Below are 14,263 nucleotides of genomic sequence, written 5' to 3' on the forward strand. Positions count from 1 at the left end.
TAATGATCGAATGGGTTACAACGTCGAGACGGGAAAGGAGGCGGCGATGGTTTCAAAATACGGAATTTCAATCACTAACGGTGTTTGTGGTATCAAGCTTGCCGGCGAGCTTGATTTCGCCAACTCTGAACAGGTCTCGGACTGGCTGTTCAACGTGATCGAAAAGAACTCATGTCCGGTCTTCGAGCTCGACCTCGCTGAGCTGGGGTTTCTCGACTCGTCCGGCATCAGCGTGCTCGTGATCGCCGCCCGGCTCATCAACCGCCGCGGCGCGAAACTGCAATCCGTCAATCCCCAGCCCGCGGTGCGGCGTGTCATCGACACCACCGGCGTGAACACCGTCCTGGGGCTGCGCTGACCGCTGGTAACCTGCCCCACCATGAAGGTTTTGGTCACCGGCGGCGCCGGGTTCATCGGCAGCACGGTCTGCTCTGCCATGATCGACAACGGGCACACCCCAGTCATCGTGGACAGCCTGGTGACCGGTCGGCGGGACTTCACCGCGGGCCGGCACTTCTACGAGGGTGACATCGCCGACGGCACCCTCATCGACCAGATCTTCGCCGAGCACAGCGACATCGCCGCCGTAGTCCACTGCGCCGCGCTCATCGTCGTTCCCGAGTCGGTCAAGCAGCCGCTGCGCTACTACCGGGAGAACGTCTCCAAGACGGTCAGCCTGCTGGAACACATGATCCGCAACGACTGCCGGCAGCTGCTGTTCAGCTCGTCGGCCTCCATCTACCGGCCCGGCGCCGACTTCTCCGTCGACGAGCACTCCCCGATCGAGCCGACCAGCCCCTACGCGCACAGCAAAGCCATGATCGACGGGATCATCGCCGCCTGTGCCGCGGCCGGCGAGCTGGAAGCGGTGTCGCTGCGCTATTTCAACCCGATCGGCGCGGACCCGCAGCTGCGCACCGGGCTGCAGACGCTCAACCCCACCCACGCCCTCGGCAAGATGATCGAAGCGTGGGAGAACGGGACGGTCTTCCCCGTCACCGGCGCTGACTGGCCCACCCGCGACGGCACCGGCATCCGCGACTACATCCACGTGTGGGACCTGGCCCGTGCTCATGTGCACGCGATCACCCGTCTGCCGGCCGTGCTGTCGGCCAGCCAGACCTCCGGTTACCAGGTCATCAATCTGGGTACGGGGACCGGCACCACCGTTCGCGAGCTGCTGGACGCCTTCTCCGCGGTGATCGGCGAGCCGCTCGCGAGCCAGGAGGTCGGCCGCAGGCCGGGCGACGCGGTAGGCGCCTTCGCGCGCAGCGAGCGCTCGGCCCAGCTGCTCGGCTGGCGGCCCGAACGCAGTCTCGCCGACGGCATCCGCGACGCGCTCACCTGGCGAGCCCGCTTGAAGGCCATGCTGTGATGAGATAACAGGGTGCAGGCTTTGATGGTCACTCCCCGGGTCGCGAACAGCGCTCATTTGGCTGAGATTCCTTCTCCGGTACCAGAAGATGGCTGGCTTTTGGTCAGAGGAGTCGCGATTGGAGTCTGCGGCACCGACCGGGAGATAGTCGCCGGTGACTACGGCACGCCGCCGCCCGGCCATGCCCATCTAGTGCTCGGCCACGAGTCGCTCGGCCGGGTCGAGCAGGCGCCGGCCGCAAGCGGTTTCGCCGTCGGCGACCTCGTCGCCGGTGTGGTCCGCCGGCCCGATCCGGTGCCGTGCGGGGCTTGCGCGCAAGGCGAGTTCGACATGTGCCGCAACGGTCAATACACCGAGCGGGGCATCAAGAACCTCGACGGATTCGCCAGCCAGTGGTGGACAATCGAGCCCGGTTACGCGGTCAAAGTCCCTGCCGCGCTTGGCATTGCCGGGGTGCTGGTGGAACCCACCTCGGTGGTGGCCAAAGCGTGGGACCAGATCGAGAGGATCGGCGCGCGCTCGTGGTTCGACCCGAAACGGGTGCTGGTCACCGGAGCGGGCCCGATCGGCCTGCTGGCCGCCCTGCTCGGTGTGCAGCGCGGCCTGGAGGTGCACGTGCTGGACAGAGCCACCGCGGGCGTCAAACCCGAAGCGGTGCAAGCCCTTGGCGCCACCTACCACAGCGACCCGGTCGAACAGGTGGCCACCCGGCTCAATCCCGACATCATCATCGAGGCCACCGGGGCGGCGCAGGTGGTCATCGACGTCATCTCCCATAACGCCCCCTACGGCATCGTCTGCCTCACCGGCGTCTCGCCGTCGGGCCGGCTGCTGCCCCTCGACGCGGGTCTGGTCAACCGCAACATCGTGCTGGACAACGATGTCGTCGTAGGTTCGGTCAACGCGGGCCTTCGCCATTACGAAGCCGCGGTGCAAGCCCTCGCGCTGGCCGATCCGGCATGGCTGGCCCGGCTTCTCACCCGTCAGGTCCCCCTGGATCGCTTCCCGGAAGCCCTTGCCGCACAACAGGAAGACATCAAGGTGGTGCTCACGCTCTGACCCCAGGGTTGCGGACTTAGTTGATGTAGTGCAAGATGGACGCGGCACGGCGACCTCGGCCCAGTCGTGCCGCTGTTATCAGTTGCACCACACGAAGCAGGAGGAAACAAATGGAGAACCCCGCCGCCACGCTCCCCGCCGAGGCAGAGACGTTGGTGCTCGGGTTTGGCCAGTGGGTCAACCGGGTGGAAACCGGGCTCGCGCAGCTGCCGGGCATCGCGATCGCCGCCACCGAAGCGCTGAAAGATTTGCGCGACTTCCGCCACGAGACCACCGCAAACTTCAAAGCCGTCGACGCCCGCTTCGAAATGGTCGAAGCCCGCCTCCGCAACATGGACGGACGCCTGGGGAACGTGGAGGGACGTCTGGGGAACGTGGAGAGCTTGTTGGTGAAGATCGCCGCCAAGCTGGACATCGCTCCGGCCAATCCATCCCTAACCTAATCGTCTTGGATCGATACTGATGGCCGCCCGGTTTGCGCCGGGCGGCCATCTTGTCAGCTGCGCACGACCTCGCGCAGGCGGGCGTTGAACCCGGCCGGGTCCTCGGCGAAGCCTATGTGGCCGCCGGGGAACAGGGTTGGTTCGATGCCGATTTCCTCGGCGAGCGCCTGAGATGTCCGGTCGCAGAGCTGACCCCCCGATTCTTCGCCGATACCGACGATGACCTGGTTTGAGGCCGAACGCAGTGCGGCGAAGTCCGGCCGGAACCGCGTGGTCTCGCGCAGCATGCGCGCGAATTGGAAATGCTCATCGGCCCGGGCCTGTGGGCCCGGGTCCCCGCCGAACATGGCCTCGAACATCTGGTCCGGCATGAAAATGTTGGCCATCTTGAGGAACTGCTGCCAGGCCACGCGACGGTCGCCCGCGAGATAGGTGGCGATCATTTCCTCGGTCTGGCTCCACAGCGCTTCCCGATCGGGCAGCAGCTCATTGAGCGGCGGTTCGTGGGCGATGCCGACGTGCACCTGTTCCGGGTGGGCCTGCACCAGCGCCAGCACGCTGACCGCGCCGCCGCTGGAGCCAAGGACCGCGGCTGGACCGGCATCGAGCTGGGCGATCAGCGCCGAGAGGTCCTCGGCCCGCTGCTGTGGGGTGCTGTCCTTCTCCCGGTCGCCGACCGAGCTGCGGTTGATGCCCCGCGGGTCGGTGGTGACCACGGTGTGATCCACGGCAAGCAGATCGGCCAGCGGCGCGAAAGGATGGGCGTCCATCGGGGCTCCAACGAGGACAACCAAGGGCCCCTGGCCTCGTACTTCGTAATAAAGGCGGGCGTCGGCAACCTCAAGGACCGCGGTAGTGACGGGAACAGTCGATTGGTAGTTCATGCACCAGTGACTCCGGCGCTGGGGCAGAATCGTCGCTCGTGAGCAAAGTTTTTTCGCAGCAGGTCAGCCAGGGCGACGATCTGGAGCTGGCCCGGCGGGGCGACGGCGCCGCTTTCTCCCGTCTGGTGGAGCCGTTGCGCTCGCTGCTGCTCGCTCACTGCTACCGCATGCTCGGCTCGGCCCACGACGCCGACGATGCGCTGCAGGAGGCGCTGCTGCGGGCGTGGCGCGGGATCGAGCGCTTTGAGGCGCGCAGCTCGTTGCGCTCTTGGCTGTACACAGTGGCCACCCGCGCTTGCCTGGACGCGATTGAGGCACGCGGCAAGCGGGCGCTGCCGGTCGACCTCGGCCCGTCCAGCGACCGCGCGATGATCGGAGAGCGGCCGCTGACCGAGGTCGCCTGGCTCGGCCCCTATCCCGGCGCCGGGCTGGACACACCGTCCGCCCCGGGTGCGCGTTACGAACAGCGCGAGGCCGTCGAGCTGGCCTTCGTCGCCGCGATGCAGCATCTGGCGGGTAATCAGCGGGCGGCGCTGCTGCTGGTCGAGGTGCTCGGGTTCACCGCGGGCGAGGTCGCCACCATGATGGACACCTCGGTCACCTCGGTGCACAGCGCGCTGGCCCGGGCACGGCGGATCATCACGGAGAAGGTGCCCGCCACCAGCCAGCAGCTGACGCTGCGCAAGATCGGGGACGCCCGCGTGCGCGAGCTGGTGTCCGGATACTCCACCGCGCTCGAAAACGGTGACGCCAAAGCCTTGATCGCGTTGCTGACCAAGGATGTCACCTGGTCGATGCCGCCGCTGAGGCACTGGTACGCCGGCCTGGACGCCGCCATGGATTTCGCCCGCGAGCTGCCCCTGAGCCGGTGCGGTTCGTGGCGTCACCTAGCCACGCAAGCCAACGGCCAGCCCGCGGTGGCGAGCTATCTGTGGGACGGGCAGAGCCATGCCGCCTGGTCGATCGATGTGCTGACCTTGCGCGATGGGCTCATCGGCGAGATAACCTCGTTCGTCGACGCCGGCCTCTTTGGACTCTTTGGGCTGCCCGCCCGGCTGCCCTGATCGGCTTCGGCACGTTAGGATCCCTCTCCAGCGGGGGGATCACGCCGAGCAAAGAAGGTCCAATGAAGAGCCGAAGCCTGTCGATCCGTGCGCGGATTCTCATCCTGCTGCTGGCCCCATTGCTGCCCCTGCTTGGCATCTGGTTCTTCAGCACCAACGAATCGTTCGGCTCCGCGCTCGATCTGCTTGACAGCCGGACCACCGCCGACGACGCCGGAGTTCCGGCTAACGTAGTCGTCGAAGCGATCCAGGCGGAACGCAAACTCTCGATGGTCCATCTTGGCAAGACGCCGCCGCCGGTGCTGGTGGCGCAGCGGCAGAAGACCGATGAGGCGATCGCCTACTTCCAGCGCGTGTCGTCCAGCGCCCGGCTGCGCGAGGCGGCCACCCCGCTGACGATGCAGCACCTTGGCCGGCTCAACGAGGTGCTGGACAGGATTAACGTCACGCGCACCGGGATAGATGAGGGTCGCTACACCCGGGTACAGACGATGGCGAATTTCAACGAAATCATCGACCGTGCCTACGCCATGTACAGCTCGATCGGTGGCGTCAACGACCAGGAGCTGGCCCGGCAGGCCAGCACCATCATCGCGCTCACCGAGGCACGCGACATGCTCAAGCGTGAGGACGCGCTCGTCACGGGCATGCTGGTGGCCGGGGTCACCACCATCCCCGAGATTGTCGAGATGGTGCAAGCCATCGGCCTGAACCGCTACCTGCTCGCCAACGCGACACGCAACCTGCCGGCCCAGGACCAGGCGGCCTATCAGGAGCTGGTTTCCGGTGTGCCGTACCAGAACCTGCGCTCGATGGAGGAGAGGCTGATCGCGCAGACCTCGCCTCGCCTGCCGTTGCCGATCGACGCCACGTGGTGGCAAGCCACCTTCGAGGAGGTCGACCGTCAGCTGTTCGAGCTGGGCGACGTCGCTACCCAGCGCACCATCGCCGCCGCCACGACGACCGCGATCGGCGTCCTGTTGCGCCTGGCGGTCGCGGGCGGGCTCGGGCTGATCGTCATCATCATTCTGATCACGATCTCGATCCGGATCGCGCGCACGCTGATCCGCCGCATCACCGAGGTGCGGCTGCGCGCCCTCGATCTGGCGCACAACAGCCTGCCCCAAGTCGTTGTCCGCCTTAGACAGGGCGAAAAGGTGGAGGTTCCGCCCATACCGGAGCCGGAAGCCGACGAGCTCGGCCAGCTGAGCAACGCGTTCGAAGCGGTGCACCACACCGCGGTCGAGTCCGCGGTGCAGGAGGCCGCCCTGCGCACCGGTCTGAACCAGGTCTTCCTCAACATCGGCCGGCGCAGCCAGACTCTGGTCCACCGGCAACTGTCGCTTTTGGAGACAATGGAGCGGCGCGTCACCGATCCGAGTGAACTTGAAGAGATTTATCGCGTCGACCATCTAGCCGTTCGGATGCGCCGCTACGCCGAAGACCTGGTGATCCTCGCCGGTGCGGTACCAGGCCGGGGCTGGCGTTATCCCGTGCCACTGTCCGATGTGCTCCGCTCCGCTATGTCCGAAGTGGAGGATTACACCCGGGTCAGTGTTGTTTCGGTGCCTGAGGTTTCCCTCGCCGGACGCGCGGTGAGCGACGTGATCCACCTGATCGCTGAGCTGCTGGAGAACGCCACCACCTTCTCCCCCAAGGACACCCAGGTCAAGCTCGTCGGCCAGGTGCTGCCCAACGGCTTCGCGGTGGAGATTGAGGACCGCGGCGTGGGCATGCCGTCGCAGGATCTGGCCGAGGCCAACGAGCGGCTGGCCAACCCGCCCGACTTCGACCCGGCGCGCAGCTCACGGCTGGGCCTGTTCGTGGTGGCCCGGCTCGCCGCGCGGCACGGCGTCAAGGTGTCGCTGCAGCCCTCGATCTATGGTGGCATCACCGCGGTGGCCCTGCTGCCCAATGAGATCGTGGTCAAGAGAGTCAACGAGATGCCCGCCCTCACCGCGTCCTCGGCGGCCGCGACGATCATTGACGCCGAGCCGATGCTGGAGGACACCCAAGGCATGATGGCTATCGCGGCCACACCGTTGCCGCCCCGCCGGGAGCGGCAGATTGCCGCGGGCGTGGAAGGGCTTCCGGTGAGGTCGCGCCAGGCCAATCTGGTGCCCCAGTTGCGGGAGGCGCCGACGCCGGTGGCGCCATTGCCGGAGGTCACGCCCGCGCGTCCGGCCGAGGACACCCGTTCACTGCTCAGTGCACTTCAGGCCGGGGTAAGCCGGGGCCGGCAAGCCGCGGCCAACCAGAACGAGGAGGAAGGTCAATGACCAGACAGCAGAGCCAGGACTGGTTGCTCGACGACTTCGCCGAGCGGGTGCCCTCGGTGCGCCGGGCTGTGCTGCTTTCGGTCGATGGCCTGCTGATGGCTGCGACCGCCGGGTTGAGCCAGGCCGACGCGGAGCACCTGGCCGCGTTGGCCGCGGGCTTCGCCAGCCTGGCCCGAAGCGCCGGCAAGCATCTGGGCGTCGGCTCGGCTCGCCAGTCCATTCTGGAGCTGGATTCCGCTTTCCTCCTGGTCACCAAGGCAGGCCCAGGCGCCTGCCTGGCGGTGCTCTGCGCGGCGGACTCCGACATCGGCATGGTCGGTTACGAGATGGCGCTGCTCATCGAGCGAATCGGCCACAACCTGGCCACGCCGCCACGGCCCGCGTCTGTCCCCGCCGATGTCCACTGAGGATGCCCCCGGCCCCGGCAACGTCCACGACTGGCTCGACCAGGATGCCGGTCCGCTTGTGCGCTCCTATGCGCTCACCGGCGGGCGGGCCGGGCCGGGTGCCGAGACTTTTGACCTGCTCACCTATGTCGTCGCCATGACCGGCGCGGTGTCCCAGCTCGATGCTGTGGCGCAGCCCGAACACCACGCGATCCTGAAACGCGCCCACCAACCGGCTTCGGTCGCGGAGATCGCATCGCACCTTTCCCGTCCGTTGGGGGTGGTCAGGGTCCTGCTCAACGACCTTGAGACCATGGGCGCGATAGCAAGATGCGCGAAATCACCCGCAGCAAGCCGGCCCGACGATCGCATCCTCCAGGCGGTAATTGATGGTCTTAGAGCAAGCTGACGCAGGGCGAGGCAACGGCGCTTCGGCTCCCACCGCGTTGAAGATTCTGATCGCGGGCGGCTTCGGCGTGGGCAAGACCACTATGGTCGGTGCGGTCAGCGAAATCATGCCGCTGCACACCGAGGAGGTGCTCACCTCCGCCGGCGTGGCCTCCGACGATCTGTCCGGGGTGGAGGTGAAGACGACCACCACCGTCGCGATGGACTTCGGGCGCATCTGCATCGGGACAGAGCTGACCCTCTATCTGTTCGGCACCCCGGGCCAGGACAGGTTCTGGTTCCTCTGGGACGAGCTGGCCATCGGCGCGCTGGGCGCGGTGGTGCTCGCCGACGACCGGCGCTTGGCCGACTGTTTCCCGTCCATCGATTATTTCGAGCAGCGCGGCACCCCGTTTCTGGTCGCCATCAACAGGTTCCACGGCGAGCAGGCCTTCACCGTGGAGGCGGTGCGCTCCGCGTTGAATCTGGATGTGGGGGTACCGGTCATCGCCTGCGACGCCCGCGACAAGGTCTCCGGACGCCAGGTGCTCATCGAGCTGATCGAGCACATCCGCGCCAACTGATCAATAGATTGATGTGTGTACGTGGTTGGTGTGGTCACCCGCGGGATCGTCACCGCAGTTGGAGCCGGCCGAGTTGTAGGTGCGCCAGCCGGTGCCGACGTGCCAGATCCGGCAATACCAGACGACGTACATGACGGCCAAAGCGGAAGCGTTCTTGACGAAGAACGCGGCGAGCCGGTCGCCGTAGTCGCGGTTGCTTCCGCCGGCCGAACGGTTCTCGAACCCGCCGGAGAAGGCGGCCCAGTCGCAGGCGCGGCCCTTGGGGTGCTCGCCGTCGCCGCCTGAGCGGAAACATGAGACGTACCAATTGAATCCGGCCGCCTTGCCCTCGTTGAGAGCGTGGTTGGTGCGTGGCGTGATGCAGCCGTCGGCCGGGGTGGGATCGCTGATCGAGCAGCTTTCCTTGGGCCAGCTGCCGTCGGAGTTGCGCGGCGCGGGTTTGGCGGTGGCCGCGCCGCTGGTGTTCACGCTGGTGCGCTGCCCGCCACCGGCCGCGGTCAGCGCCGTTTCCGCGGCGAGTTTGCGTTTGGCCATCTCCGCGGTCTGGGCCACCTGCTCGGCGACCTCCTGGTCGATGTTGGACTTGGTGGCGGTCGCCTTGTGCTTGGCTTCGCTCAGCCGATCCAGGCTGCCCTGGTCGCGCTGGGTCATCCGGTCCAGCGCTTGGGCCCGCTGCAGAAAGTTGTCCTGGCTGGAGGCGTTGAGCATCGCCCCGATCACCCCGACGCGTCCGGTTTTGTAGGCCTCTCCCGCGTACTTGGCGAAATTTTGCTTTAGTCGCACCACGTCCGCTTCGGTCTGCTGCAGCAGGGTTTGCAGCTCCGCCTGGCGCGCCTTGGAGAGGTTGAGCTTCTCCTCGGCGGCGATGTACTCGCGGCCGGCCGTTTCGAGGTTGGACCGCAGGGTGGCCAGGGTGGGCGTGCCGGTCTCGTTCGGTGGTGGAGGGGTCGGTTCGGCGGCGATCGCGGCCGGCGCGCCGATGGCGACGACTAGGGCGACAACGCTGGCGAGCACGAGGGCGAACGTGGACCGGGGGCGGTGTGAGGGCACCATGATGCCCCGAACCTACCACCCCCGGCAGGGCGCATCCCTAAACTGCTCCCCTGTGGGGCGGCTGGCCATAGCGGTTGACCTGCCGATTGACGGCGGACGGTCGTGATCCGCAACATGTACGTGGGGTGTGGATGGCGGGGTCTGACGGCGCTCAGCCTGTTCCCTGTGGGCTGAGCGTTGGGGTTCGCCCTGTGTTGCGATGAACCGGCCGGTTCGCTCGTCGCACGGGATCGTGAGTGAAGCCGAGCAAGGCCGATGATCTATAAAGGCAAACGCCCTCTCATGCCGGGAGCGTCGGCGCGACCGAGGCGACCGCCCAGGCGGGCAGCGTGAGGTCGATGTCGAGAACGCCGTCGTCGCCGACGGTCAGCGTGCTGCGGTGGAGGCCGTCGGCGACGTGGCGCAGCTCGGCGGTCTGTTCCCGCGCGATGTTGATCGGGGCGCCCATCTGGTACCAGGCCTCGGCGACGTTCCCGTGCTCCCAGTCGAGGATCTCCACGGTGAGCTCGGTGCCCGGGCGCAGCCCCTCGACCCGGTGCCGGATGCGGCGCTCGGGGCCCATCTCGGCGAGGGCTCGCGTCTCGGCGTAGCTGTTGCGGGACGCGAGACCCGTCGTGCCCATCTCGGCGGGGTAGTTGTAGAAGATGGCCGACACGTCACCCGTCGCGGACGAGCGGGTGATGGCGCCGTGGGGCAGCTCGGCCAGGAGGCGGTCACCGAGGCGGTGGAGCATGGCCATCGCGTGGAACGTCGGCTTGTGCAGGCCGTTCTCGTTGACGAAGCCGAAGCCGCCGTGGAAGGGGCCCATTCCCCCGCCGCCCTCCTCGAACACATCGGTGAAGGTCCAGTACGAGATCGAGTCGGCCAGCGGCGCACCCTTGAGGAACGCCCGGACGATGTACGACGCCGCGAAGAGCGAGTCGTGGATCGCGTCGCGGCTCGACGGTGAGGTCGACCACTCCGTGATGTGCAGCTCGGCATCCGGGTAGGGGCTGTTCTGGATGATCTTGCGCATCAACTGCAGGTCGTCATAGGTGGCGTCCTTGTGACGCGTGATCGCGTTGAGGTTGCCCAGCGAGTCCGCCGCGTAGTCGGTCGGGTACAGGTGCGTCGACAGGAAGTCGATGGGCACTCCCCGCTGCGCGCAGTACTCGATGAACTCGCGGATCCACACCGGCTGCCAATCGAGCTCGTCCGGGTCGGCGGCCACCGCGGTCTCAACCTCGAGCGACCGGTCGTGCCACTCGCCGCCGTAGCGAGCATCCGGGACGAACACGCTCGTCGACGGGCCACCGACCCGCAGTTGCGGGTCGATCGCCTTGATCGCCTGTGCGGTCGCCTCGTACAGCTCGAAGTACTGGGTGCGCGTTCCGGTCCAGAAGTTCGGCACCAGGTTCGGCTCGTTCCAGACCTCGAAGGGCCACTGCCGCACTTCGTCGATCCCGTACCGGTCGATCCAGTGCCGCACCGTCGTGTCGACCAGCTCGACCCAGCGACTCATCTCCTTCGGTGGGCTGCAGTGGGCCTTCCACCAGAAGAGGGTCTCGGTCTGTGTGGCGAGCCCACGGGGCATGAACCCGAGCTCGACGAACGGACGAGCGCCGGCGTCGAGGATGGCGTCGAACACCTTGTCGATGTACGCGAAGGTGTAGACCGGCTCAGGCAGCGGCTGGTTCGGGCCGAAGCCGCCGCCGTAGTCCGTCCGGTACACGAACATGTCGTCATGGAAGAGACCGTGGAAGCGCACGTAACGCGCGCCCAGCACCCCGACCGCCTCGCGGAAGTGCGCCTGCCAGTCCGCCCGCAACGCCTCGTTGGCACGGCCCGCACCGACGCACTCGTTCCACACGTGATGCAGCCGCACCTCGGCGGGTGCCTGGCCGTCGATCCGCAGGGCTGACGTCGCCTGCTCAGTCATGGAGAGATCCTTCGCTCTGTCGGTGAGTAGGCTTTGCGGGCCCGGTGGTGTCGCTGACACGGAACCAGTCCGCGTCGACGTATCCCCCGGCCTCGGCAGTGGCGTAGTTGAAGAGGGCGAACCGGTACCCGGTGAAGTGCGCGAGGTCGTACTGCATCTGCAGGGTGTCGCCCAGCCACGTCCAGTTGCTGCCGTCGTACGAGTACGCGAACGACGCCGTATCGACGGCATCCCGGAAGTCGACGTCCGCGCGCAGGTAGACGACGTCCGCCCGCAGCGGCACCGGTTCGCTGGTGAAGGCGATGACGCCGTCGCCGCCTGCCCGGCGCATCACCAGGCTCTTGGTCCCGCTCTCCATCGTCACGGCGATGTATCCGTACTTGCGCTGGTAGGCGGAGATGCCTGCGACGTCCCCGTCCTTCATGTGCGAGACGTCCAGCGAGATGGCGCCGGAGCTCGTGGGTCCGAGCGTGCGTTGGGTGAGCGTGTTGCGCGCATCGAGGATGCTCGACGCGATGCTGCCCGTGGTCAGCCGCAGGTGTCCGGGCCGCTCGGTGAGCGACCAGAACCGGTTGTCCGGGTTGTGGTTCCACTGCCACTGGAGTCCCAGGTTGGACCCATTCCATGCGTTCTCGGCGGACTCTGCCAGAAGGTCGGCGTTGGCCGTGTTCCAGTGGCCCGCGCGCTCAAGAAGGTTGTCGAAGTCGTCCGAGGCGACGACGGCGGCCCCGTCACCGGCCGTCCGTGCGGCCGCTGCGGGCGCTTGCGGATTGAGAGCGAATACCGGCCACCCGTCGTCGTCCCAGGTCACGCCTAGGAGCTGAGGCGAACGACCCAGCGGGCCCTCGTCCTGGAACAACATGGCGTACCACTGCCCGTCGGACGTCTGGACGACTCCGCCCTGGGCCACGCCGGTTCCGGGTCGGCCCCCGACCGTCACGGCCTGGCTGAGTACGACCCGGCCCTCCCACGCGCCGCCCGCCGACTGCGGCGCTAGTGACGTCGACCGCCACAGCACCTCCTGGCGGACGCCACCCGACGGCCACTGGATCATGAAGACGTAGTAGTACTCCCCGATCTTGTACGCGTGAGCGCCCTCGGCGTTCAGACCGCTGGTCTGGTCGACGTTGGCGTCCTCGACGAGCCGCGTCGCCGGGCCGTACCACGCAAGGGTCCCGTCGTCGTGCCGCCGCAGCCTGCGCAGGTCGATCGACCCGCCACCGTAGACAAACCAGACGTCGTCGCCGTCGAACAGCAGCGACTGATCGTGGGCGTACCCGTCGAGCGCCGACCTGCTCCACGGCCCGCGCTCGATGTTGGGAGTCGAGTAGACGTACGTCTGCTGCGTAGTGAGGCTGCCGACCGACACGTAGTAGATCCCGTCATGGAACCTGATGCTCGCTGCCCAGCTGCCCTGGCCGTACGCGTCCTGGCCGTTGCGCAGCGCCAGCGCGTCCGCGTCGTCGAGGATCGCCGCGGTATACCCGGCGATGGACCAGTGCACCAGGTCGCTCGAGCGCATGATCGGGACGCTCGGCGCGAAGTACATCGTCGTGCTGACCATGTAGTAGTACCGGCCGTCGAAGACGACCTCCGGGTCGGGCACGTCCGCGAAGATGACCGGGTTGGTGAAGTCTGCCCCCGCCCCGCCGTCGCGGATGTCCAGGTTCGGTCGGTCCATCAGCGCAGCTCGAGCGCCACTGTGACGTAGGAGTGGGCGGGCAGGTCGACCTCGAGCCCCCTGGGGTGGGGGCCCACGCCGGCATGGTCGGTGGGGGCGACGGCGTCGAGCTGCTCGGGGGTGTTGTGCGCGTCGAGCGCCTTGGCGGTCAGCACCCGCGCGGTGTGCCCGACGACGTCGCGGCCGCGCAGGTCCAGGACGAGGGTGCGGTCCGTCTCGGCGTCGAGGTTGGACAGCGAGACCAGGGCGGTGTCGCCCTTGACCGACGCGGACGCCGAGATCAGCGGCAGCTTGGTCGCGTCGACGGCGCGAGTCTCGACGTCGCGCAGGTGCACCGCGAGGGCGGCGGCGTCGTGGTGGCCGGTGTTCATGGCGAAAACGTGGTACGTCGGGGTGAGCACGAGCGTCCCGGTGTCGGGGTCGGTGAGGATCATGGCCTGCAGCACGTTGACGGTCTGGGCGATGTTCGCCATGACCACGCGCTCGGCGTGACGGTGGAACGCGTCGAGGTGCACGGAGGCGACCAGGGCGTCGCGCAGCGTGTTCTGCTGGTACAGGAACCCGGGGTTGGTGCCCTTCGCCACGTTCCACCACGTGCCCCACTCGTCTACGACCAGGCCGACCTTGCGGTGCGGGTCGTAGCGGTCCATGACTGTGGAGTGCCGGGTGAGCAGCTCCCCCATGCGCCGCGCGCGGGCCATGGTCACGTACCACTGGTCGGTGCTGAACCCGGTGGCGTCGCCCTTGTCCGACCACGGCCCGGCCATCGTGTAGTAGTGCAGCGACAGGGCCTGGAACGGGCCCGCCGACCCGGCCGGGTCCGCCGCCAGGTCGTCGAACGAGCGCATGAGCGTCTCGGTCCAGTGCAGGTCGGCCTCGTTCGCGCCCGCCGCGATCCGGTACAGCAGGTTGCCGCCGTGGTTGCGGCTATAGGTGGCGTACTGCCGGGCCAGGGACGCGAACTGTTCGGCGCGCAGGTTGCCGCCGCAGCCCCACGCCTCGTTGCCCAGGCCCCAGAACGGCACCCGCCACGGCTGCTCGCGCCCGTTCGCCCGCCGCAGCGCCGCCATCGGTGAGTCGTCCGCCCGGGTCAGGTACTCCACCCAATCCGACATCTCCGCCACCGACCCGGACCCCACGTTCCCCGACA

General features: G+C 67.5%; 14 protein-coding genes. 9 read left to right on the top strand and 5 right to left on the bottom strand.

Features of this window, described 5'->3' with window-relative positions; all coding sequences use genetic code 11:
* Nucleotides 1-10 precede the first annotated feature (10 nt).
* The 4 genes from Rhe02_RS35270 (at nucleotide 11) to Rhe02_RS35285 (ending at nucleotide 2,877) form a co-directional block, all read left to right on the top strand.
* Nucleotides 11-358, top strand: a complete 348-nt coding sequence (locus tag Rhe02_RS35270; RefSeq protein WP_203912790.1) for an STAS domain-containing protein — start codon at nucleotides 11-13, stop codon at nucleotides 356-358.
* A gap of 21 nt (nucleotides 359-379) precedes the next feature.
* Entirely contained in the window at nucleotides 380-1,375 is a 996-nt protein-coding gene (gene galE / locus Rhe02_RS35275; protein ID WP_203912791.1) for a UDP-glucose 4-epimerase GalE, read from the top strand.
* 12 nt (nucleotides 1,376-1,387) lie between these two features.
* On the top strand, nucleotides 1,388-2,434 hold the full coding sequence (locus tag Rhe02_RS35280; protein WP_203912792.1) for a glucose 1-dehydrogenase: 1,047 nt from the start codon (nucleotides 1,388-1,390) through the stop codon (nucleotides 2,432-2,434).
* A gap of 110 nt (nucleotides 2,435-2,544) precedes the next feature.
* Nucleotides 2,545-2,877: a hypothetical protein gene (locus Rhe02_RS35285; RefSeq protein ID WP_203912793.1), complete on the top strand. Its 333-nt coding sequence runs from the start codon at nucleotides 2,545-2,547 to the stop codon at nucleotides 2,875-2,877.
* Nucleotides 2,878-2,930: 53 nt separating this feature from the next.
* On the opposite strand, the gene Rhe02_RS35290 is transcribed toward Rhe02_RS35285, so the two are convergent.
* Nucleotides 2,931-3,761 carry an alpha/beta fold hydrolase gene (locus Rhe02_RS35290; protein WP_203912794.1) on the bottom strand — a complete coding sequence of 277 codons (831 nt, stop codon included), beginning with the start codon at nucleotides 3,759-3,761 and terminating at the stop codon, nucleotides 2,931-2,933.
* Nucleotides 3,762-3,799: 38 nt separating this feature from the next.
* Between Rhe02_RS35290 and Rhe02_RS35295 the strand changes: the two genes are divergently transcribed.
* The 5 genes from Rhe02_RS35295 (at nucleotide 3,800) to Rhe02_RS35315 (ending at nucleotide 8,461) form a co-directional block, all read left to right on the top strand.
* Entirely contained in the window at nucleotides 3,800-4,825 is a 1,026-nt protein-coding gene (locus Rhe02_RS35295) for a sigma-70 family RNA polymerase sigma factor (RefSeq protein ID WP_239124260.1), read from the top strand.
* Nucleotides 4,826-4,887: 62 nt separating this feature from the next.
* Entirely contained in the window at nucleotides 4,888-7,104 is a 2,217-nt protein-coding gene (locus Rhe02_RS35300; protein WP_203912795.1) for a sensor histidine kinase, read from the top strand.
* Nucleotides 7,101-7,511 (top strand): roadblock/LC7 domain-containing protein, encoded by a 411-nt coding sequence (locus tag Rhe02_RS35305; RefSeq protein ID WP_203912796.1) that lies wholly within the window; start codon nucleotides 7,101-7,103, stop codon nucleotides 7,509-7,511. Before Rhe02_RS35300 ends, Rhe02_RS35305 begins: the two co-directional genes overlap by 4 nt.
* Nucleotides 7,501-7,899, top strand: coding sequence for a DUF742 domain-containing protein (locus Rhe02_RS35310; RefSeq protein ID WP_203912797.1), 399 nt, complete (start codon nucleotides 7,501-7,503; stop codon nucleotides 7,897-7,899). Before Rhe02_RS35305 ends, Rhe02_RS35310 begins: the two co-directional genes overlap by 11 nt.
* Nucleotides 7,880-8,461 carry a GTP-binding protein gene (locus Rhe02_RS35315; protein WP_203912798.1) on the top strand — a complete coding sequence of 194 codons (582 nt, stop codon included), beginning with the start codon at nucleotides 7,880-7,882 and terminating at the stop codon, nucleotides 8,459-8,461. Before Rhe02_RS35310 ends, Rhe02_RS35315 begins: the two co-directional genes overlap by 20 nt.
* On the opposite strand, the gene Rhe02_RS35320 is transcribed toward Rhe02_RS35315, so the two are convergent.
* The 4 genes from Rhe02_RS35320 to Rhe02_RS35335 form a co-directional block, all read right to left on the bottom strand.
* Complete coding sequence (locus tag Rhe02_RS35320; protein WP_203912799.1) at nucleotides 8,462-9,514, bottom strand: coiled-coil domain-containing protein; 1,053 nt, start codon at nucleotides 9,512-9,514, stop codon at nucleotides 8,462-8,464. It abuts the gene before it with no gap.
* A 280-nt stretch (nucleotides 9,515-9,794) separates the two neighbouring features.
* Complete coding sequence (locus Rhe02_RS35325; protein WP_203912800.1) at nucleotides 9,795-11,432, bottom strand: GH39 family glycosyl hydrolase; 1,638 nt, start codon at nucleotides 11,430-11,432, stop codon at nucleotides 9,795-9,797.
* Nucleotides 11,425-13,113 (bottom strand): glycoside hydrolase family 43 protein, encoded by a 1,689-nt coding sequence (locus Rhe02_RS35330; RefSeq protein ID WP_203912801.1) that lies wholly within the window; start codon nucleotides 13,111-13,113, stop codon nucleotides 11,425-11,427. Before Rhe02_RS35330 ends, Rhe02_RS35325 begins: the two co-directional genes overlap by 8 nt.
* On the bottom strand, nucleotides 13,113-14,263 hold a 1,151-nt coding region (locus tag Rhe02_RS35335), incomplete at its 5' end, for an alpha-N-arabinofuranosidase (protein ID WP_203912802.1). The genes Rhe02_RS35330 and Rhe02_RS35335, both read right to left, overlap by 1 nt.

It is taken from the genome of Rhizocola hellebori (assembly GCF_016862955.1).
GTDB classification, from domain to species: Bacteria; Actinomycetota; Actinomycetes; order Mycobacteriales; family Micromonosporaceae; genus Rhizocola; species Rhizocola hellebori.